This window comes from Microbulbifer thermotolerans (assembly GCF_900112305.1).
Taxonomy (GTDB): Bacteria; Pseudomonadota; Gammaproteobacteria; order Pseudomonadales; family Cellvibrionaceae; genus Microbulbifer; species Microbulbifer thermotolerans.
This window is the reverse complement of record NZ_FOKT01000003.1, coordinates 260,646-281,076: the sequence shown is the minus strand read 5'-3', so window position 1 is coordinate 281,076 and position 20,431 is coordinate 260,646. Positions and strand designations below refer to the sequence as shown.

Sequence of the window (20,431 nt, the reverse complement as noted above, 5' to 3'; positions counted from 1 at the left end):
TCGAAAAACGGAGCCACCTTAGCCGCGCGCGGTGTGTGCGGCGTTCCGGATCATGATTCCGCACCCGTTTCGGCCGGTTTCGGGGCGCCCGGCGTCAACTAAAGCGCATATTGTCGGGCAGTGGGCCCTCAGTTTTGGAGCTGCTTGATAAATTGGCTGGGTGTCATGCCGCAGTGCTGCCGGAAAGCTGTGTTGAAGGCGGTTTTGGAGTTAAATCCGGCATCCATGGCCAGTTGTAACAGGTTTTCTTGCGGCCGCTCTGGTTGCCGCAGCTGGGTGGTGACAAATTCCACCCGCAAGCCGTTGATGTAGTCGCTGAAACTCTGTCCGCCGCCTTGGTTGATCGCAGTGGAAACGTCCCGCACCACCAGTCCCGTCTTTTCGGCGACATCTTGTAACGACAGGCGCGGGGTCCGGAATAGCTGGTGCGAACGCACCGTGCGATCGATTTGCTCGAACAGCTGCTGCTCCAGCGCCGGTTGAACCACCGCTGGGGCGACCGGCTTTACCTGGCGCTCGAAGAAGTCCAATTGGTCGAACAGCGCCGGTTGGCGAATGGCCAGGTAGACCAGTGTTAGGAAGGTGCAAAAGTTCGCCAGCTGCTGCAGTAGATACCAGCTGTTGCGGAGGGTGTAGTCGAGATATGGCTGGCTGTTGACACGCACTGCGTCGGTGACAGCGAGCAGGGCGAAGGCCAACATAATGCCCTGCAGCCAGCGCAATTGGAGCGCCTCCGGGTCGGCGCGCATATTCCGCAGCGCGCGGTGATAGCGGCGTACCAGTAGGAAAGAGGCCACCCCGTAACCGACCAGGCTGACGGTACCCACCGCCAACACGGCCTGGGTGTAATGGGTAAACGGCAGTGCCAGTAGTGCTGGCAGTAGGTGCAAGCCCTCGCGCACCCGCCAGGGCTGGTGCGCAAACACCAGGTGACGGATAAACAGATAAAACGTCGGGCCGGTCCAGAGGCTGAAGATGGGGGTGACCAAGTGTTGCTGGCGCCAGAAGCCGGTCTCCTCGGAGAAGTTGAAGGCCATCAGCAGTATTTCCTGCACGAGTAGCAGCGTCAGCCCCTTAAAGCGGGGCCGTTGCCACAGCAGCAGGCAGGAAAATGCCAGGGTGCTGATGACAATCAGCTCCAGCATATTGATTGGCCGCAGGGTATAGCTGGAGACGAGAAAGTCCATTGGTTTGGGAACTCTTGCCGGTGCGCCAGTCCGCTTGCAGGCAGGGGCCTACAGGCTCGGCTTGGGCTGATTTTCATCCCAGTGGTGGTCCAGGTGCAGATCTTTGTCCCGCCTGTCCTCCCGCAGTGCCTGTAACAGTTGTTCCCGGTAAATCTTGGTCTGTGCGATATGCTGGGATTCGTCGCGCCAGTAAGGGAACAGTTTTTCCAACATGCGCTGGTCGTGCTGCTTGAACTTGCGCGCCGCGCGGGCGGCACGGAACTTGTTGAAACCGAGCAGCTGCAGGGCGCACTCGCCGATGGACAGCGCCGAATCCACTGTTTCGCGGAAGATGTATTTTACCCCCGCCTCCATCAGCGCGTACTGGTGCATGCGGTTGCGGGCCCGCGCCAGAATGGTCAGGTGCGGAAAGTGTTTCTGGATCTGCGCGACTATCTCCAGGCAGGCGGCCTGATCGCTCAGGGTGAGGATCACCAGCTTGGCGTTGTCGGCGCCCGCGGCGCGCAATAGATCCTGCCGGGAAGCGTCGCCGTAGTAGGCCTTGATGCCATAGCGCCGCACCAAATCCAGCTGTTCCGCGCTGCGCTCCAGCAGCGTGGTGCCGAACCCGCAGGCGTTCAACAGCCGCCCGGTGATCTGACCGAAGCGGCCGTAGCCGATAATGATCACCGGCGAGTCGCTCTCTAGCGGCACTTCCTCTTCCCGTGGTGTTTCGCTGGCTCCGCGTAGATAGCGCGGGCGAATCACCTCCTCATAGATCAGCAGCAGCACAGGCGTCAGTGCCATCGACAAGGCGATCACCGCAAGCAGCAGGTTGGCGGTTGTGTTGTCCAATACCTGCTGGCCGACGGCAAAGGACACGAGCACGAAGCCGAATTCACCCGCCTGTGCCAGGGACAGGGAAAACAGCCAGTCTTCCCCCCGCGACATTCCAACCATGCGGCCGAGCAGGTGGAGCACGGCAAACTTCACGCCCACCAGCAACAGCACCAGTCCCAGCAATAGCAGCGGGTGTTGAATGATTAGATTGAAGTTCAGGTTGGCGCCCACGGCGATAAAAAAGAGCCCCAACAACAACCCCTTAAACGGCTGAATATCCGCTTCCAGCTCGTGGCGGAACTCGCTCTCCGCCAGCAGCACTCCCGCCAGGAAGGTGCCCAGGGCTGGCGACAGCTCCAGCCAGTGCATGGTGGCTGCCGCGGCGAGTACGATCAGCAGTGAAGTGACGGTGAACATTTCTCGCAGATCACTGCCCGCCACCAGGCGCAGCAGCGGCCCCAGCAGGTAACGACCAGCGGCGGCAAATGCGATCACTGTCCCGGCGAGGGCCAGGCCATAGCTCCAGCCGCTGAGCCCGGTGTGATCCTCCTCCGGCGGGTTGCCGGACAACAGCGGCAGCAAAGCCAAAATCGGTATCACCGCGATATCCTGGAACAGCAGCACGCCGAAGGCGCCGCGCCCCCCTTCCGTCTTGAGCAGCCCCTTCTCACTCAGGGACTGCAACACAATGGCGGTGGATGACAGTGCGAGTATCAAGCCGATAGCAACCGCACTGCGCCAGTCTTTGCCAAACAGCAGCAGCGCCAGCAGGCTGACCGCGGCAGCCGTCAGCAGCACCTGTGCGCTGCCCGTGCCGAGAATAGCGCCGCGCATCTTCCAGAGCTTTTTCGGTTGCAGCTCCAGGCCGATGAGAAACAGCATCAATGCCACACCGAATTCGGCCATATGCATTTCTTCACTGGCATCGCCCACCAGTCCCAGCACGTATGGACCTATGGCTACACCTGCGAGTAGATAGCCGAGAACAGAGCCCAACCCCAGGCGGGTGGCGATTGGTACAGCGATGACCGCTGCGGAGAGGTAAATGACGGCTTGTTGCAGAAACCCGGCTTCTTCCATAGAAAGTTATCTGTTGTTATCGGTGAAATGGTTGTTACGGTCCCGCCTCCGGCTTTGTTTCCGGTTCGGCGATGCCGCGGCTGCGGCGGATCAGCGGCGCTATGGTGGAGCCCTGCACCACAATTGAGAAGACTACCACGCCATAGGTCATCACTACCCACAGGTGGCGCAGGTCCTGTCCCTGCACCATGGCGTGCCCAGCGGGAATGGACATCGCCAGCGCCAGTGCCAGGCCGCCGCGCAGACCGCCCCAAATGAGAATGCGCTCGGTATAGGGGTGGTAGCGGCGGAAGCGTTTCAGCACAGTGAAGGGAACCGTCACCGCTATGCTGCGGCCCAGCAACACAATGATGATCCCCGCCCCCATGATCAGGTAGTCGAAGGGTTGCAGGTCAATGGTGATAAGGAACAGTCCTACCAGTAGGAAAAGCAGCCCGTTCAAAAAGTCCTCGGTGATGGTCCAAAAATTATCCAGCTCGTGCTGGCTTACCCGGGAGAAGCCGGTCTCTCGGGTGAAGTTGCCGATGATGATGCCACTGACCACCATGGCCAGGGCACCGGACACTCCGAGAACATTGGCCAGGGAGAAGCCGGCGGTGGGAATTACCAGGGTGAGCAGTAGCTCCAGGCTGTGGTCATTGGTGGAACAGATCAACCAGTGAAAGAGGCCGCCAATTGCGAGCCCGAGCACTACGCCGCCAATCGCCTCTAAGGCGAACAGATGCGCCACCGCTGGCAGTGTCGGTTCACCGCCTTCGAAGGCCAGCGCATAGATCACCGCGAAAATCACGATGCCGAAGCCGTCGTTAAACAACGACTCCCCTTCTACCTGTATCGACACCTGCTCCGGGGCCTTTAGGCTTTTGATGATCGCCAGCACGGCGATGGGGTCGGTGGGCGAGATCAGCGCCCCAAACAGCAGGCAATAGACAAAAGCCACCGGCATGCCCACCTGCTGCAGAAACCAATACAGCAATGCGCCCACGGCGAAGGTGGAGATCAGGGTGCCGACCACAGCCAGTAGGCCGATTTCCAGGCGCTGGTTGCGCAGTGCCAGCAGGTCGATGTGCAGGCTGCCGGCGAACAGAAGGAAGCCGAGCATCCCCTTTAACAGCAAGTCTTCCAAGTTCAGCAGTGGCAGAAGCTGATCGGCCCAGGAGCGCAGTTCCACAATGCCCAGCTTGCCCAGGCCAAGCACCACCAGTGACAGGGCCAGGGCACCTGCGGTGATGGCGATGGTGGCCTGGGCGCGCAGTACATATTGGTTCAGAAAGCCGAGAAATACTGAGATGGCGGCCAGAAAACAAAAGGTGTAATAGACTTGCATGCCGCTTGCGGGCTCCGCTTTTGAGAACTTTGGGGATTGCGTACAACCTCGCAGGAGTGGCATGTGGCCGCTCCTGAAGAGAGGAAAAAATGGCTATTAGCCGGTAAGTGTGCCGTTATTGTAGTCGCGCAAGGCCTGCTCGATTTCCTCGCGGCTGTTCATCACGAAAGGCCCGTAGTGGTATACGGGCTCGCGCAGAGGCCGGCCGTGCAGGCACAACAGGCCGGCTCCCTCAGAGTTGGAGTGCAATTGTAACGATTCCCCAGGGCCATACAACAGCATGGTTCCGCGCACAATCGGGCCGAGACCGGTAATCAGGCCCCCGCGGTAGACATAAACCAGCGCGCTGTGCTCCATGGGTAACGGCAACTCGACTTCGCTGTCACCGCGCAAGCGGATATCTGCTGCCGCGGCTTCACTGGAGGCGTCGGTTAGAGGCGCGGCGACTTCCCCGTCGCCGAATGTCCAACGGCCCGCGATCAGGCGGATCAGCGATCCCGCACTGTCCAGCGCCAGTTCCGGAATCTCAGCGGATTGAATATCGCGCCATTCGGGCGGGCGCATTTTGTCTGCCGCGGGCATATTGATCCACAGTTGGAAGCCGTGCATCCCCCCATCTCCTTGAACTGGCATCTCGGAGTGCACAATACCGCGCCCGGCGCGCATCCACTGGGCGCCCCCGGCAGACACTGCGCCACGGTTGCCCAGGTGGTCGCGGTGCTCGAACGCGCCGTTGAGCATATAGGTCAGCGTTTCTATGCCGCGATGAGGGTGGGGTGGAAATCCGGCCATATAGTCATCGGCGTTGTCGGAACGTATTTCGTCCAGCATCAGGAAGGGACTGAATTCCGGGCTGTCGAAGCCCGCTACCCGCTGAATGTTGACACCTGCACCGTCGGCGGACGCGGTGCTCTCGATGCTGCAGATCAGCGGGCGGGCGCCGGACCCTTTCTCAAAATCCACCATAGATAGCTCCAGTCGTGCGTTTGTACGCAGTATAGGCCGATCGTTTCGATTAAAAATGGCAAAAAGTTGCCACTTTTATTCGAATTTATGGACAGGTTGCGTTATACAGAATTGCAGCCGCACGAAAATTTACAACAAGACAAACAAGGGGGGATGTGGATGGCCAAGGTGACGCTGGAACAGTGGCGTATGTTTCAGGCTGTCGTGGAGCACGGCGGCTTTTCCCAGGCAGCCGAGGCGGTGCACAAAAGCCAGTCCTCTATTAATCACGCGGTGCACAAGCTGCAGGAGAGCCTGGGGGTGGCGCTTTTGGAAGTGCGCGGGCGCAAGGCTGAACTGACCGATGCCGGTCGCATTCTGCTGGCGCGCGCCGGCAGCCTGCTGAGCGAGGCCGAGGCGCTGGAGACGGTGGCGGCAAGTCTGGCGGAGGGCGTCGAGGCGGTACTGACCCTGGCGGTGGATGTCATCTTCGACTACGAATGCCTGCTCGGCGCTGTGGAACGCTTTGCCGCAGAGTTTCCCCACACCCGTCTTGAAGTGCGCGAGACGGTGCTGTCCGGTGCCGAGGAGCTGCTGCTTCAACAGCGGGCCGACTTTATTCTCAGCGCGCGGGTGCCACAGGGATTTGTCGGTGAGCCGGTAGCCCGGGTGCGCTTTCTCCCCGTCGCCCATCCCGAGCACCCGTTGCACCAGCTCGGGCGGCCCGTGCAGCGGGAAGACCTCAAGGCCTGTCGGCAGATAGTACTGCGGGATTCGGCGATCAAAAATCCCCAGGATGACGGCTGGCTGGGCTCCGACCAGCGCATTACGGTGACCAATGTGCAGACCTCCATTGATCTGATCGAGCGCGGGCTGGGCTTTGCCTGGCTGCCGGAGACGCGTATCCGTGAGTCTCTGTCCTCCGACCGCCTGCTGCCGCTGCCGACGGAGGAGTCCTGGGAGCGGGATGTGACTGTCTATCTGGTCTACGCCGACGCAGACCGCTGCGGCCCGGCGGCGGCTTTCCTGATTGATGCCCTGCGCAGTGGATTGGGGCCGCTGGAATAATCCCCCGGAATCCACTGATGAATTCGCATGAGCGCTGTAGTGGGCTTCGGGGCGCTCAGACTGCCTATCCCATCACCTGAGCTACTTATCTGGCCTCGCCGTATCTTTACCGGCTAGAAGCGGATTTATCAGAGGTTCCTTAATCTCAGCCTCTGAGCGAGGTGCCTAAATTTTCGAACACTCTGCGCGAATTTTTGCGGTTTTTTCCACCGTTAAAGGGTCTAGACTGCGCGCAGCTTCACTATTGTTTACGAACCTGTCTCAAGAGAGGGTTCAACGATGACCAATTCCATTTTCTGCGATCTCGCCAAACTGCTCGGCCGCGTGCTGCTGGCGCTGCCATTTATTCTCGCCGGTTGGGCCAAGATCGGCGGCTATGCCGGTACCCAGGCCTATATGGAGAGTGCCGGCGTCCCCGGCATCTTGTTGCCACTGGTGATCATTGTCGAGCTGATCGGCGGCTTGGGCGTGCTGGTGGGTTGGTTTACCCGCTGGTGGGCACTGGCTCTGGCGTTTTTCTGCCTGGCCACTGCCATCCTGTTTCACTTCGTGCCCGGCGACCAGGGTGAGATGCAGAGCTTTATGAAAAACATCGCCATCGCTGGCGGTTTCTTCATTCTCGCCTGTGCCGGTGCCGGCAGAATGAGCATGGACCATCATCTGCACAGTAAGTGAGCACACACAATGGGCCCTGACCCGGGCCCCTATTCCGCGGCAACTGGGAGATAGCAATGGGCCTGTTGGTTAAGGGCAAGTGGCAGGATCAGTGGTACGACACCGCAAAGCATCGCGGCGAGTTTGTGCGCGAGGCGGCGCAGCTGCGCAACTGGATCACTGCCGACGGCAGTCCCGGGCCCAGCGGCGAGGGCGGTTTTGCCGCGGAGAAGGGGCGGTACCACCTCTATGTATCCCTGGCCTGCCCCTGGGCCCACCGCACCCTTATCTTTCGCAAACTGAAGGGGCTGGAAGACTACATCAGTGTGTCGATAGTGAGCCCTTACATGCGGGAGCACGGATGGACATTTGCCACTGAAGAGGGGTCCACTGGCGACGCTCTCTACGGTGCCGACTACCTCTATCAGCTCTATATCAGAAACAAGGCAGATTACAGCGGCCGCGTTACCGTCCCGGTACTGTGGGACAAGCAGCGTGCCTGTGTGGTCAGCAATGAATCGTCGGAGATCATCCGCATGTTCAATAGCGCCTTCGACGGCCTGACCGGCAACAGCGCGGACTTTTACCCGCAGGCACTGCGTGGCGATATTGACGCAATTAACGCAACTGTCTACGAAAATGTTAACAACGGTGTCTATCGCGCAGGTTTTGCAACGACACAAGCGGCCTATGAGCACGCCTACGAGCGCCTCTTTGACACCTTGGAGCAGCTTGAGCAACGCCTGGCCAACAACCGTTACCTGTGCGGCGACCGCATTACCGAGGCGGATTGGCGGCTGTTCACCACCCTTGTGCGCTTCGATCCTGTCTACCACGGGCACTTCAAGTGCAATAAGCAGCGGCTGGCGGATTATCCGAACCTATGGGCGTATACGCGCGAGCTCTACCAGTGGCCGGGGGTGGCCGCCACTGTGGATTTCCACCATATCAAGACCCACTACTACGCCAGCCACGCCACCATTAATCCCAGCGGCATAGTGCCTAAGGGGCCAGAGCTAGATTATGCGGCTCCCCACAACCGCAGCTGACACAAAAAGCGCCTAGCGTGGTACGTAGCGCCGCGCAGCAGGCACCGCTACTTCGATTGGCTTCTGTGCGCGGGCGATGAAAACCGCCGCCAGCAGTGCCGCCACGGCACAGCCGAGCATAGCTGCAGCAATAGGGATCAGGGTGCCTGTGTGCAGGCTGTTGACGATACCGCCAAGAAATCCGCCAGTGGTAAAAATGGTGGCACCGTAAAGGGCATTGGCACTGCCGCTGATTTTGGGGAAGAACTCCAGAAAGCAGGCGGCGGCATTGGGTCCGGTGATACCGATACAGGCCATCACCAGCACAAGCGGCACCATCCACAGCGTTATATCCTTTCCTCCCGTCAAGGTGCCCAACAACAAAAGGCCGCAGCCGACCATCTGCAGCAGTATGCCCGCTAGCAGGATATTGCGCGGCTCAAACAGGTTTAGCAGGCGGATATTTACCTGCACCATGCAGATCAGCCCCAACACACAGACACCGAAATACAGCGGAAACTGACTGGCCGGCACCTCGAAATAGCGCATAAAGACGAAAGGTGCTGTGGTGACATAGATAAACATGGCACCGCTGACGCAAGCTTGGGCGGCGAGAAATCCCAGTGCGCGGCGGTTGCCCATCACTTGGCCGTAGCTTTCAATCAGCGACTTCATCGGTTTGCGCTGGCGCCGCGCGCGGGAGAAGCGCGATACCGTTTCAGGTAACAGGAACTGCACCAGCATCAGCATTGCCGCAGCATATATCAACAAGAAGATAAAGATGCTCTGCCAGCCGAAGGTCGCGAGTAACATGGAGCCAATCACGGGAGCCACCAGCGGCGCCACCAGCATCATAGTGCTGATCATGGAGATGATCTTAGCTGCCTCCCGTCCACTGTGTAGATCGCGCACTATGGCTGCGCATATCACGGTGGCGAAGCCTCCGCCGATGGCCTGCAGGAAGCGCAGAATGATCAACTGGTCCACATGGTTCGTGAACAACACCAACGCAGAGGAGGCAATGTAAATACCGAGCCCGATGGTACCCACCAGCCGTCTTCCCCAGCGGTCGGATAAAGGTCCGCCGAACAGTTGACCGATGGCGAATCCGAGCAAGAAACTGGATACAGAGTGCTGTACCCGCGCCACCACCGTATTCAGCGCCTCGGCCATAGCCGGGATTGCCGGAAGGTAGCTGTCTATCGAAAGGGGGGTCAGTGCTACCAGTATCGCCAGCCATACTGCCAGCCAACGTGGTGGTGTTTTGTCAGTGCGTGTCGCAGCGGGACTCATAAATCGACTCTGGTACAGCTTGGTGAAAGCGGGATACAGGGGGGGAGCGGCCGGAAATTGGGCTTATACTTCGCGGGGCGCCATGTTAGCGGCGGGTGGCCGCTTACGCCAGCGGCCTTGGAAAAAATGGTAACAGCGGTGCTGAGGGGTCAGTGCTTATCTTCGCGCAGCGTATAGAGACCCTGCTTGAGTTTCATCAAGTGATCCTGCAGCTGTGGGCCCTTGCGCTGGGCAACACCAATGGCGAGCACGTCGATTACCACCAGATGGGCGATACGGGACGACAGCGGCGTGTAGATCTCTATGTCTTCTTCCACGTCCACCTCCAGGGGGATGCTGGCCTGATGGGCTACCGGGGAGCCACTAGGTGCCAAACCGATCACTGTGGCGCCCTGCTCCTTGGCCATGCCCATAGAGCGCAGCAGTGCCTTGGTGCGCCCACTCTGAGAGATAGCTACCACCACGTCACCGGGCCCCATGGACATGGCGGACATATTTTGGATGTGATGATCCGAGTGGGCGGCGGTGGCCAGTTGCAGGCGGAAGAACTTGTGTTGGGCGTCGGCGGCCACGGCGCCGGAGGCGCCGAAGCCGAAGAATTCGACCCGGGTGGCGGATGCGATGGCGGTGACTGCCGCTTCCAGGGCGCGGTTGTCGATTTTGTCCCGCACGTTGAGCAGCGTATCCACCGTGGAATCGAACACCTTGCGCTTGTATTCGGCGATGGTGTCCGTATCGGTCACCGCTATCTGACCAAAACTGGGGCTGGAGGCCAGTTGTTGTGCCAGGTTCAGTTTAAATTCCTGGAATCCTGAGCAACCCACTGCCCGGCAGAAGCGCACCACTGTCGGCTCGCTGACCTGGGCCTCAGTGGCCAGATCCACAATACGCATATGGATAATTTCGTCGGGGTGGGCGAGGATATACTCTGCTACCTTGCGCTCAGATTTGCGCATGGAGGACAGGTGATCGCTGATTTTCTGCGTGACTTCCGCCGGTTTCACTGGACTTCCTTCTACAAGCCGGACTGCGCAGTTTAGCCCCAAGCCTACCCGCTGGCGAGTGGCTTGGGTTTGTGCCGGGTCGCGGCATCGGAATCACTATACTTTCTCATCCTCCCTCCCCAAACCTGTTTATTTCTACAGGACTGCCCGGCCGCCTCTGATACAATCCCCGCCCATGGACGTATCTCTGATTCTAGACCCCCTTAACGACGCCCAGCGCGAGGCCGTGGCCGCGCCTCCGGGCAATCAGTTGGTACTGGCAGGCGCCGGTTCCGGCAAAACCCGCGTATTGGTACACCGCATCGCCTGGTTGATGCAGGTGGAGGGGGCCTCCCCCTACTCTATCCTCGCGGTGACCTTTACCAACAAAGCGGCCCGAGAGATGCGCGCGCGCATAGAAGGATTGCTGGGAGTAAACACTTTTGGCATGTGGGTGGGCACTTTCCACGGTTTGGCGCACCGTTTGCTCAAGGCCCACTGGCAGGAGGCCAAGCTGCCGCAGAACTTCCAGATTCTCGACAGCGACGACCAACTGCGCCTGATCAAGCGGGTGCAGAGCGACCTGCAGCTGGACGAGAAAAAATGGCCGCCGCGGGAAACCCAATGGTGGATCGGTGCGCAAAAGGACGAAGGCCTGCGCCCCCAGTATATTCAGGCTGGTGGCGATCAGTGGCGGCAGACGATGGTGCGTATCTATTTCGCCTACGAAGAGGCTTGCCAGCGCGGTGGCCTGGTGGATTTCGGTGAACTGCTGTTGCGCGCCCACGAACTGTTGCGAGACAACGACGCGGTGCTGGCCCACTACCGCCGCCGCTTCCCCTTTATCCTGGTGGACGAATTCCAGGATACCAACACCATTCAATACGCTTGGTTGCGCCTGCTGGCCGGAGACCAGTGCCATATCACCGCGGTGGGGGACGACGACCAGTCCATTTACGGCTGGCGCGGTGCCAAGATCGAGAATATTCAGCATTTCGCCCAGGATAGGCGCGATGTGCAGACGGTGCGTCTGGAACAGAACTACCGCTCCACCGCCACCATTCTCAACGCTGCCAATGCGGTGATATCCCACAATACCGGGCGATTGGGCAAGGAGCTGTGGACCGAGGGCGAGGAAGGCGATCCGATATCCCTCTATGCGGCCTACAACGAGCAGGACGAAGCGCGCTTTATCGTTGAACGGGTGAAAGACTGGGTGCGCGATGGCAACCGCCGCGACAGCGTGGCGATCCTCTACCGCTCCAACGCCCAGTCGCGGGTACTGGAAGAGGCGCTGTTGCGCGAGCAGGTGCCCTACCGCATCTACGGAGGCCAGCGTTTCTACGAGCGCATGGAAATCAAGAATGCCCTCTCCTATATGCGCCTGATCTCCAACCGCGACGACGATACGGCCTTCGAGCGCGTGGTTAATACACCGACCCGCGGCATAGGTGCGCGCACTGTGGATACAGTGCGCGCCTACGCCCGCGAACACGGTTGTTCCCTGTGGCAGGCATCCAGGCAAATGCTGCAACAGCGGTTGCTGGCAGCCCGTGCCGGCAATGCATTGCAGTCGTTCCTCGACCTTGTTAATCAACTCGCTGCCAACGCCGAAGACAAATTGCTCGAAGCCATTGCCGAGGATGTGATCGAGACCAGCGGTCTGCTCGAATTCCACAGCAAAGAGAAAGGTGAAAAGGGCCAGACGCGGGTGGAGAACCTGAAAGAACTGGTCAGCGCCTGCCGAGCCTTCGAAGGTATTGATGTCGTCGAGGGGGAGGACGAGGAAGAGCGTCCACTGCTCGACCAGTTCCTCGATAGTGCCGCTCTCGACGCCGGTGAAGGTCAGGCGGATGAATTTGAGGATGCCGTACAGCTGATGACTCTGCACTCGGCAAAGGGGCTCGAATTCCCCTTGGTGTTTATGAGCGGTGTGGAGGAGAACCTGTTTCCGAACAAAATGTCGATGCAGGAACCGGGGCGCATGGAGGAGGAGCGGCGCCTCTGCTACGTGGGCATCACCCGCGCCATGCAAAAACTCTATATCACCTATGCGGAAAACCGTCGCCTTTTCGGCTCCGAGACCTATAACAGTCCGTCGCGCTTTATCGGCGAGATCCCGGCGGAACTGGTGCACGAAGTGCGCCTGAAAACTGAGATCTCGCGCCCGCTCTTCCAGCCGGACTACGGCAAGGTCCGCAAGCTCTCCGACCCGCCGCCGGACTTTGACGACCTGCCCCCACTGGCCCTCGGTGGGCGCGTCGAACATCCAAAATTTGGCGAGGGCACAGTGATACAGTTCGAAGGCAGTGGGCCCCGCACGCGAGTGCAGGTCAACTTCGACGACGCGGGAAGCAAGTGGCTGGTGGTGGCTATGGCCAAGTTGCAGCCGCTTTAGTTCTGTCCTCTTTGCTGGAGGGACAGGAACGAATTGATTGGGGATCAAGAATATTAAATAAAAATGATTCTAAAGTTATTTTCAGTACTGATCCCGATGTTTCTTATAGCGACTGGTTTTCTACAGACGTTCATTTATTTGAAGCTTAAGAAAACCTTTAACAATTGGCCGAATGTCACAGCGAGAATTACATACTCACGTTTCTTGAATCAGCTCGATGTTGATGGGCGAAAAATGGTTGAAGCCATAATTGCTTTCGAATATACGTTCCGTGGGAAGTCATACAGGTCGGAGACACCTGTACTACGTGGTTATGATTTATTTCCAGATTTTGATTATGAAAAGAATCTCACCAAGAAGTATCAAGTGGGTGATTTAGTAAATGCTAGAGTTCACCCGAAGGTTAACTCTGTTGCTTATTTGGAAGTGGCCCCACTGAGTCGACTCAGTACAGTGTTAGTTCCTTTAATGATTTTTTTAAGTATAGGATTTATTGTGGCCCTAAAACTTGGATATATCTCTGAAGTTTATGAATATCTGAGGCTGCAATTTGAACTGGCAACTTACCAGCCAGACAGAATATGACATAAAGAAAATACACAAGAATATGACAAAGAAAATAAACTGGTATCCGGCAATTATCCTCGGCCTTCTCGCCTTGTTGGTTATTACCTTTGGTGCCCTGGTTGCCTCCCGCGCAACCCAGGGGCCAGTAAAGCATTTCACCGAGGGCGGTGAACGGGAAATCTTCGAATGGAAACTCGTCACCACCTGGCCGAAAAATTTCCCCGGCCTTGGCAGCGCGCCACAGCGCTTTGCGGACAATGTCGAGCGGATGTCCGGCGGGCGCATGAAGATCAAGGTCTACGGCGCCGGTGAGCTGGTCCCGGCCATGGGTGTGTTCGGTGCCGTCTCCGAGGGGGCCGCGCAGATGGGCCACGGAGCCGCCTATTACTGGAAAGGCAAAGTTCCGGCCGCGCAATTTTTTACCGCGGTGCCCTTTGGCTTAAATGCCCAGGAGATGAACGGCTGGCTGCACTACGGTGGCGGGCTGGAGCTGTGGGAAGAAGTCTACGCACCCTTCAACCTGATTCCCCTTGCCGGCGGTTCCACCGGTGTGCAGATGGCGGGCTGGTTTAACAAAGAGATCAACTCTGTTGAAGATCTCAAAGGTTTGAAAATGCGGATTCCGGGATTAGGCGGTGAGGTGCTGAGCCGGGCGGGTGGTATTGCCGTCAATATTCCCGGCGGCGAGGTGTATACTGCGCTGCAGACGGGTGTGATCGATGCCACTGAATGGGTCGGCCCTTACAATGACCTAGCCTTCGGTTTCTACCAGATCGCCGACTACTACTATTATCCCGGCTGGCACGAGCCGGGCTCCATCCTCGAGTTTATCGTTAACAAAACTGCTTTCGAAAAACTGCCGGAAGATTTACAGGCAATTGTCCGCACCGCCGCACGCGCAGCCAACCAGGATATGCTCGACGAATACACGGCGCGCAACAACCGCGCGCTGGTCGAATTGGTGGAAAAGCACGGAGTACAGCTCAAGCGGCTGCCGGATGATGTGATTGCACACCTGCAAAAAATCAGCACTCAGCTTCTGCAAGAGACAGCGGCGGAAGACCCGCAATTTGCCCGTGTCTATAAAGCCTTCAAGGAGTTTGAAGGTAATGTGCTGCCCTATCACCAAGTCAGTGAAGAAGCCTACTATAAAGCAAGGGAGCTAGGTAAATCACCTTCATCACAAAATTAAAGAATAGTCTGTAAAATCTAAGGAACCTCTGATTAATTCGTGTGAGCGCTTTGGCTAGTTCCGTGGCGCTCAGGCAATAGGATGGCCATTTCGAAAACGCACGAGTACTTCCCTGTGGCTCCGACGGATACATCCCTGTATCCGACGGTTTCGAAATGGCCATCCTATCACCTGAGCTTCTCATCTAGCGCCAAAGAATTTTTACCGTCAGGAAGCGAATTAATCAGAGGTTTCCTAAAAAGCTTTCTATTCGAAAAGAAATTCAATTGATGGGATAGGTGTTTCGAAAGCACCAGGCACAGGACTGTGTCCGGCGGTAATATTGTGAAGTAATTGCTTTTTATAACGTCTATTCCATGACCCGAACGCTCCTGAATCGACAGACGCATTCAGGCGAATTCATTAGAGGTTCGTTAAATTCAGAAAGGGATTACGAATGAAGTACAGCTTAGCTGTGGTAGCACTGCTGTTAAGTGCTTGTTATTTCACTGGCTCTGTTGCCAAACCGGTGGAGGGGCTGAAACCAGAACTTGTTAACGATAGCCATCCGATTTGTACAACTGTTTATAAAAGCGTTCTGGAAATACATAAAAGTGCCAACAACTGGTATTTTGACCAAAACACGGGAATGCCTGGTATCCTGAACGTCAGAGAGGAGCTCCCAGAGAAAATTGAAGGGAGAAGCGTTTACTTTGCTCGCCATTATAATCCCGGTTGTGGTGGTGCTTGCGAAACTTATCAATTGTTATTGTCCAATCAAGAAATTCCTCTGAACAGAAGTGACGAACGCTACATAACCTTGGTGCAGGAAAGCCCTCCAGCGTCGACAAGAGGGACAACTCTTGTTCAGTCTCCGGAAGAGGTTTATTTCGGTTTGGTGGAAACCAACGAATTTCTCACTCTTCATCAGGCGAAGCCAGAAGGATATTGGGAAGAAGCTTGCAGAATCCGGCTGAAGCCAAAATCGATCGATAGTATCAGTGGTTTGCCGGCGGATCTTATCCTGGCTATTGAGCAGCTGAAGGAATCCCAGAGCGCAATTTCACGGAGCGAAGGTAATTGTGGATCGTCTCGAACTTTAGACCGTTGGAAATATGAATTTGGTAATAACCTACCCCTGCTGTTAAGTCGCCCCTGGTCGTTAACAGAGGATGGGCTATTCGCCGAAGAAACTTATTCTAAGGATCTGCAAGGAATGCGGGACTGGGCGCTTATGGGGATTGATAATTATGATCATATGGAAGCCTACGAAAAGCACTTTACCCGCTTAAAGGACTTGCTGGTGCGCTTTTATCAGGAACAATTCAACTGGGATGCGCAAAAATCCAATGTCGTCGCTACCGATGCGCTCCAGGCGTTGGTTGGGGCTAGTATCCGTTTCTACAATTACTCGCCTTTTGTAATGGAGGAAGAGAGGGATATCCGCAAGGCTATCCTACAGGGTAAAGGGATAGACGCTATCGCTTTTGATTACGATGCGTATCGGGCTGGATTGCAAAAGCTTATTGGTTATCCGGAAAACCTGCTAACGATATCAGTGCGGAACCCCTCCGCGCTTAAATACTTGCTCGATCAAGGCTTGGAAGTAGATCGGCGCAATGCATTTGGAAAAACCGCGTTAATGTATGCGGCTCAGTATAACAATATTGAATCCGTGCGGGCACTGATCGAAGCTGGAGCGGATGTAAATGCAGAAACTTACATCCCTGATGATCGCTGCCTCTATAGGATCAGAACTTCCGGATATACGCCACTACACTATGCAGCGCGTTATGCTTCCCACGATCTAATACAGCTTTTGTTGGATGCGGGCGCTTTGCCATACGCGAAAACTGAGCTGCGTTATAAAAAAGATGACGAGAAGTACCCAGTGGACTGGCTGGAGGAAAATCCCGTCCTGGAGCCCGGTGATATTGCTGCTCTGCAGAAGCGGTTGGCCATGCCATCACCGGACGAGGCCAAAAAGCGTTCCGCCAAGCTCAATCTGGAAGCTGAACGCATCTATGGAGAGGGAGATATCGGTGCTGCCTACAGCAAGTTAAGAGAAGCGGTGCAGCTGGACCCAGACAATTACCGCGCCCTGTCCAATCTGTCACTGGTGGCCCTTAGAGCAGGAAATCATCTGCAAGCAGTAAAAGCGGCGGATCAGTTGATTAAATCCGGTGTGTCGGATGACATGAAGGCAGCTGCTTATTTTAATTTCGGCATCACAATTGAAGACTACTTCAAATCTGATCCACAGCGCTGGCCACTTAAGCTCGGTACTAACCGTTACTACAAAGAATATCTGTTTGATAGCTTGTTTATGGCTCAGAAGCTATCACCCAAAGGGCCGCGGGCCAGGAAGATCATTGATTACTTGAAAGAGTCCGCAAACATTGACTGTGATTTTTCTGACGAGGCCTACCTGAGTGTTAGCCACAGCTATGATACGCGTCCGATTATTGGGTTAGGCGGCTACGGTCAGCAGCGCATTGCCTTGTTAAGCCGCGGTGAGTCCGCAGCTGAGGAAATCTGCTGGACAACTGACTCTCGAACTGGGCCTAAGCAGAAATGTACCAGCCGCAAGGAATCTCTAAAGCTGGGAGACTACATGCTGAGTCTATTTTTCGACCAAGGCTTCTGGCTGGAGTCGGAAGGGTATACACCGGCTTATTCGGTAAGTGTCGACGGGGTAGCCTGTAAACAATCTTAGGGACGGACTATTGGGGCAGCTGTAAAGCAGAGCCCCAATTTTGTTAAGGAGTCTCTGATGAATTTGCTCCTGGACGGCAAAGAGACATATCACCCAAATGAGAAGTTCAGGTAATGGGATGGATAGTTCGAAACCGTCTGATACAAGGATGTATCCGGCGGAGCTACAGGGAAGTACTCGAGCGTTTTCGAAATGTCCGTTCTATTGCCTGAGCGCTCAGGAAGCTACCATAGTGTTCACGCGAATTAATCAGAGGTTCCTTAGGAACTTTGGTTTTTCTGTGTGTCGGTGTCATCCTGAGGTAGAGGAATAAACTTCACCAGCAGCAACTTATAGACCAAGGCTCCGGCCAGAAGCATATAAAAGAAATACCGACCCGCCAACTCAGCAACCAGCGGATGCACGTCTAGTAGAAATGCAGCTATTCCTAAGACAATAAAACCTAAAAGGAAACTGCCCAACCTCACAAGGATCGCATACCACTTATTGCGGATTCTCCGCGCAAGGGCCATGCCTGCATAAAAGGTAACTGTGGAAAAAAAAGCAATGCATAGTGCGGTAATAGCCATTTTTCACTTCCTTGAGGTTTCCAGGCAGAAATAGGGTGAAATATCGCCTCTGAAATCAGGTTCAGCTTCTGCTGTTTTTTGTCAGATTTATCACTCTACTTAGCGCTGAGGCAGCGGCCGGGTGCGCCCGTGGTCGTCGATGGCGACAAAGACAAACTCGCCCTCGGTGACCTTCACCTGCTCGCCGGAATCCACCCGGGTCAGCCAGACTTCCACCATGGTGCGTATTGAAGAGCGGCCCACTTCCAGGGCTTCGGCATAGCAGCTGACGGTGGAGCCCACAGGTACCGGGCGCAGAAATACCATGCTACCTACAGCGACGGTGGTTACACGACCACGAGCAATACTCTGGGCCAGAATGGCGCCGGCGGTGTCCATTTGAGACATCAGCCAACCGGCAAATACGTCGCCCTGCGGGTTGGTGTCCCGGGGCATAGCTTGGGTCTGCAGCGTCAGGGTGCCTGTGGGCTGTGGGTTTTCATCGAGTGCGGACATCGACTGCTCACGAATTGTTAGACTTATAGGCTTCCGCGGCATTGCGGGCGGCGCATTCTAGCACAAAGTGGACAGCAAATAGACAACTGTCTGTGGAGAAAAATCCGCCTTATTTGAAGAATCGCGCGACTAAAAAAGTACCCCGAAGCGCCCCGAAACCAACCAAATCCTTCCACGAATGAATCAAAGCCTCCCTAAGACAAGCGTCCCGGCAGCCAAGTAGCCAGTTCCGGCCACAAGGCGAGGGCGCAGAGCAGCAGCAGCTGTATGGCGATAAATGGCACTACTCCCCGGTAGATGGCGCCGGTGGCCACTTCCTCCGGCGCCACGCCACGGAGGTAGAAAAGCGCGAAGCCGAAAGGTGGGGTCAGAAAGGAAGTTTGCAGGTTGATGGCAATCATAATGCCCAGCCACACCGGGTCCACGCCCATGGCTAACAATACCGGGCCGACGATGGGCACCACCACGAAAGTGATCTCGATAAAGTCGAGGATAAAGCCGAGCAGGAAGATCACCACCATGACCAGCAGCGTAGCGCCCACAACACCGCCGGGCAGGCTGTTGAAGATGCTGGTCACCAACTCCTCGCCATCGTAGCCGCGGAACACCAGTGAAAACAGCGATGCGCCGATCAGTATCGCGAACACCATGGCGCTCACCTGCAGAGTATTGCGCCCTACTTCGCCAGCGCGATTCCAGCTCAAGGCACCGCGGCTCCAGGCAAGAATTCCAGCGCCCAGTGCGCCGACAGCGGCCGCCTCAGTGGGCGTGGCGGCGCCGCTGATAATAGAGCCCAATACCAGCAGCATCAGTACGATGGGCGGCAGCAGACTCTTCAGTGTATGTGTCAGATCTACGGATTCACTTTCACCCGCTGGCGCTACAACCGGTTCTCGCCGGGCGACGAACAACAGGTAGACGATATAAGCGGCCACCAGCAGCAGCCCGGGCACTATAGCGCCGATAAACAGATCGCCGACACTAACCGGCTGTGGATTGAAAATCCCCGCCGACAATTGTGCTTGCTGGTAGGCGTTGGAGAGAGTATCGCCCAGCAGCACTAGGGCAATGGATGGCGGGATGATTTGCCCTAAAGTGCCGGTGGCGCAGATGGTGCCGGTGGCGAGTCCTGCCGGGTAGCCATTGCGCAACATGGTGGGTAGGGACATCAGCCCCATGGTCACCACCGTGGCGCCCACAATACCGGTGCTGGCGGCCAATAGGGCGCCGACTACCACCACCGATACCGCCATGCCGGCCGGCAGTCGCGCAAACACTTTGGCGAGGTTGACCAACAAATCCTCCGCAATACGCGCCCGCTCCAGCATTACCCCCATCAGTACAAACAGCGGCACCGCCATCAGGGTGCCGTTCTGCATGATGCCGTAGAGGCGGTCGGGAAAGGCGCGCAGCAATTCGGGATTGAATATGCCGAACACAATGCCCAGGCCGGCGGCCGCAAGCGCGGTGCCACCGAGGGTAAAAGCCACCGGGTAGCCGAACATCAGTGCCCCGCAGACGGCGGCGAACATTAACAGCGGTATCAACTCCGTCACGCGCTGGCCTCCTCTATGTTGTGGCTGGGTATTGCCGCGGGTGCCGGAGGGGGATTGGTGCTCGTGGTCTCGTGCATCAACTGTGTCAGGGCGCGAGCGAATTCCGCCAGGCCGGCGAGAGCCAGGGTCAGGGCCGAGAGCGGGATCAGGCTTTTCAAGAGGAAGACTCCGGGCAGACCGCCGGCGCTGGAACTGGATTCCAACACCGCCCAGCTATTGGCCGCGAACTGCCAACTGCCCACACAGATAAAGGCACACAGGGGCAGTAGAAACACCAGAGTGCCGACCGCATTGACCCAGGCTTTTCCCCGCGGCCCCATGCGGCGGTAGAAAACATCCACGCGCACATGGGCGCCAGCGTGCAATGCGTAGGCCAGTCCCAGCATAAAGGCTGAGCCGTGCAGATAGATAACGGCGTCTTGCAGGGCCACTGATCCGCCGTGAAATACATAACGCAAAATCACCACGGCACTTTGCAGCAGTGCCATCGCCAGTGTGAACCAGCCGAGCAGTTGACCAGCGCCGCTGGCCAGCCGGTCTAGGGCGCGTGCGCCCCGGAGCAAGAGGGACATGGG

Annotated in this window: 17 protein-coding genes; 7 read left to right on the top strand and 10 right to left on the bottom strand. The window is 56.9% G+C overall.

Annotated features, from left to right (window positions below; all coding sequences use genetic code 11):
- Positions 1–128: 128 nt before the first annotated feature.
- From BM155_RS06275 to BM155_RS06260, 4 genes are all read right to left on the bottom strand, one after another.
- Positions 129–1,187: a helix-turn-helix domain-containing protein gene (locus BM155_RS06275; RefSeq protein ID WP_083421103.1), complete on the bottom strand. Its 1,059-nt coding sequence runs from the start codon at positions 1,185–1,187 to the stop codon at positions 129–131.
- 48 nt (positions 1,188–1,235) lie between these two features.
- Positions 1,236–3,086, bottom strand: a complete 1,851-nt coding sequence (locus tag BM155_RS06270) for a monovalent cation:proton antiporter-2 (CPA2) family protein (RefSeq protein ID WP_067157003.1) — start codon at positions 3,084–3,086, stop codon at positions 1,236–1,238.
- 34 nt (positions 3,087–3,120) lie between these two features.
- Positions 3,121–4,413 (bottom strand): cation:proton antiporter, encoded by a 1,293-nt coding sequence (locus BM155_RS06265; RefSeq protein ID WP_074901761.1) that lies wholly within the window; start codon positions 4,411–4,413, stop codon positions 3,121–3,123.
- A 96-nt stretch (positions 4,414–4,509) separates the two neighbouring features.
- On the bottom strand, positions 4,510–5,379 hold the full coding sequence (locus BM155_RS06260; protein WP_067156997.1) for a pirin family protein: 870 nt from the start codon (positions 5,377–5,379) through the stop codon (positions 4,510–4,512).
- Positions 5,380–5,538: 159 nt separating this feature from the next.
- Here BM155_RS06260 and BM155_RS06255 point away from each other — a divergent pair, with 159 nt between their 5' ends.
- The 3 genes from BM155_RS06255 to BM155_RS06245 all read left to right on the top strand — a co-directional run bounded on the left by BM155_RS06255 (position 5,539) and on the right by BM155_RS06245 (position 8,129).
- Positions 5,539–6,426 carry a LysR family transcriptional regulator gene (locus BM155_RS06255; RefSeq protein ID WP_067158202.1) on the top strand — a complete coding sequence of 296 codons (888 nt, stop codon included), beginning with the start codon at positions 5,539–5,541 and terminating at the stop codon, positions 6,424–6,426.
- A 279-nt stretch (positions 6,427–6,705) separates the two neighbouring features.
- The gene (locus BM155_RS06250; protein WP_067156995.1) at positions 6,706–7,101 is read left to right on the top strand and encodes a DoxX family protein; all 396 of its coding nucleotides are present in this window, start codon (positions 6,706–6,708) and stop codon (positions 7,099–7,101) included.
- A 56-nt stretch (positions 7,102–7,157) separates the two neighbouring features.
- Positions 7,158–8,129 (top strand): glutathione S-transferase family protein, encoded by a 972-nt coding sequence (locus BM155_RS06245; RefSeq protein WP_074901758.1) that lies wholly within the window; start codon positions 7,158–7,160, stop codon positions 8,127–8,129.
- A gap of 12 nt (positions 8,130–8,141) precedes the next feature.
- On the opposite strand, the gene BM155_RS06240 is transcribed toward BM155_RS06245, so the two are convergent.
- Positions 8,142–9,401: a multidrug effflux MFS transporter gene (locus BM155_RS06240; protein WP_074901755.1), complete on the bottom strand. Its 1,260-nt coding sequence runs from the start codon at positions 9,399–9,401 to the stop codon at positions 8,142–8,144.
- A gap of 149 nt (positions 9,402–9,550) precedes the next feature.
- Entirely contained in the window at positions 9,551–10,405 is an 855-nt protein-coding gene (gene hexR, locus BM155_RS06235) for a transcriptional regulator HexR (RefSeq protein ID WP_074901752.1), read from the bottom strand.
- Positions 10,406–10,580: 175 nt separating this feature from the next.
- Here hexR and uvrD point away from each other — a divergent pair, with 175 nt between their 5' ends.
- The 4 genes from uvrD (at position 10,581) to BM155_RS06210 (ending at position 17,236) form a co-directional block, all read left to right on the top strand.
- Positions 10,581–12,782, top strand: a complete 2,202-nt coding sequence (gene uvrD, locus BM155_RS06230; protein WP_074901748.1) for a DNA helicase II — start codon at positions 10,581–10,583, stop codon at positions 12,780–12,782.
- 63 nt (positions 12,783–12,845) lie between these two features.
- Positions 12,846–13,367: a DUF3592 domain-containing protein gene (locus BM155_RS06225; RefSeq protein WP_067156983.1), complete on the top strand. Its 522-nt coding sequence runs from the start codon at positions 12,846–12,848 to the stop codon at positions 13,365–13,367.
- Positions 13,368–13,389: 22 nt separating this feature from the next.
- Positions 13,390–14,541, top strand: a complete 1,152-nt coding sequence (locus BM155_RS06220; protein ID WP_074901745.1) for a TRAP transporter substrate-binding protein — start codon at positions 13,390–13,392, stop codon at positions 14,539–14,541.
- A 436-nt stretch (positions 14,542–14,977) separates the two neighbouring features.
- Positions 14,978–17,236 (top strand): ankyrin repeat domain-containing protein, encoded by a 2,259-nt coding sequence (locus BM155_RS06210; protein ID WP_083421102.1) that lies wholly within the window; start codon positions 14,978–14,980, stop codon positions 17,234–17,236.
- A 260-nt stretch (positions 17,237–17,496) separates the two neighbouring features.
- On the opposite strand, the gene BM155_RS06205 is transcribed toward BM155_RS06210, so the two are convergent.
- The 4 genes from BM155_RS06205 to BM155_RS06190 all read right to left on the bottom strand — a co-directional run bounded on the left by BM155_RS06205 (position 17,497) and on the right by BM155_RS06190 (position 20,428).
- A complete protein-coding gene (locus tag BM155_RS06205; protein ID WP_067156977.1) occupies positions 17,497–17,805 on the bottom strand; it encodes a hypothetical protein in 309 nt (102 codons plus the stop codon).
- Positions 17,806–17,904: 99 nt separating this feature from the next.
- Complete coding sequence (locus BM155_RS06200; protein WP_067156974.1) at positions 17,905–18,300, bottom strand: acyl-CoA thioesterase; 396 nt, start codon at positions 18,298–18,300, stop codon at positions 17,905–17,907.
- Positions 18,301–18,494: 194 nt separating this feature from the next.
- Positions 18,495–19,856: a TRAP transporter large permease gene (locus BM155_RS06195; RefSeq protein ID WP_074901737.1), complete on the bottom strand. Its 1,362-nt coding sequence runs from the start codon at positions 19,854–19,856 to the stop codon at positions 18,495–18,497.
- The gene (locus BM155_RS06190) at positions 19,853–20,428 is read right to left on the bottom strand and encodes a TRAP transporter small permease subunit (protein ID WP_083421101.1); all 576 of its coding nucleotides are present in this window, start codon (positions 20,426–20,428) and stop codon (positions 19,853–19,855) included. The genes BM155_RS06195 and BM155_RS06190 overlap by 4 nt, the downstream gene beginning before the upstream one ends.
- Between the last annotated feature and the right edge of the window lie 3 nt (positions 20,429–20,431).

Coding starts and splice junctions, on each gene's coding strand:
- uvrD (WP_074901748.1), top strand. CDS start 10,581: ATGGACGTATCTCTGATTCTAGACCCCCTTAACGACGCCCAGCGCGAG.
- BM155_RS06245 (WP_074901758.1), top strand. CDS start 7,158: ATGGGCCTGTTGGTTAAGGGCAAGTGGCAGGATCAGTGGTACGACACC.
- BM155_RS06255 (WP_067158202.1), top strand. CDS start 5,539: ATGGCCAAGGTGACGCTGGAACAGTGGCGTATGTTTCAGGCTGTCGTG.
- BM155_RS06260 (WP_067156997.1), bottom strand. CDS start 5,379: ATGGTGGATTTTGAGAAAGGGTCCGGCGCCCGCCCGCTGATCTGCAGC.
- BM155_RS06240 (WP_074901755.1), bottom strand. CDS start 9,401: ATGAGTCCCGCTGCGACACGCACTGACAAAACACCACCACGTTGGCTG.
- BM155_RS06225 (WP_067156983.1), top strand. CDS start 12,846: ATGATTCTAAAGTTATTTTCAGTACTGATCCCGATGTTTCTTATAGCG.
- BM155_RS06190 (WP_083421101.1), bottom strand. CDS start 20,428: ATGTCCCTCTTGCTCCGGGGCGCACGCGCCCTAGACCGGCTGGCCAGC.
- BM155_RS06205 (WP_067156977.1), bottom strand. CDS start 17,805: ATGGCTATTACCGCACTATGCATTGCTTTTTTTTCCACAGTTACCTTT.
- BM155_RS06200 (WP_067156974.1), bottom strand. CDS start 18,300: ATGTCCGCACTCGATGAAAACCCACAGCCCACAGGCACCCTGACGCTG.
- BM155_RS06220 (WP_074901745.1), top strand. CDS start 13,390: ATGACAAAGAAAATAAACTGGTATCCGGCAATTATCCTCGGCCTTCTC.
- BM155_RS06265 (WP_074901761.1), bottom strand. CDS start 4,413: ATGCAAGTCTATTACACCTTTTGTTTTCTGGCCGCCATCTCAGTATTT.
- BM155_RS06250 (WP_067156995.1), top strand. CDS start 6,706: ATGACCAATTCCATTTTCTGCGATCTCGCCAAACTGCTCGGCCGCGTG.
- BM155_RS06275 (WP_083421103.1), bottom strand. CDS start 1,187: ATGGACTTTCTCGTCTCCAGCTATACCCTGCGGCCAATCAATATGCTG.
- BM155_RS06210 (WP_083421102.1), top strand. CDS start 14,978: ATGAAGTACAGCTTAGCTGTGGTAGCACTGCTGTTAAGTGCTTGTTAT.
- BM155_RS06270 (WP_067157003.1), bottom strand. CDS start 3,086: ATGGAAGAAGCCGGGTTTCTGCAACAAGCCGTCATTTACCTCTCCGCA.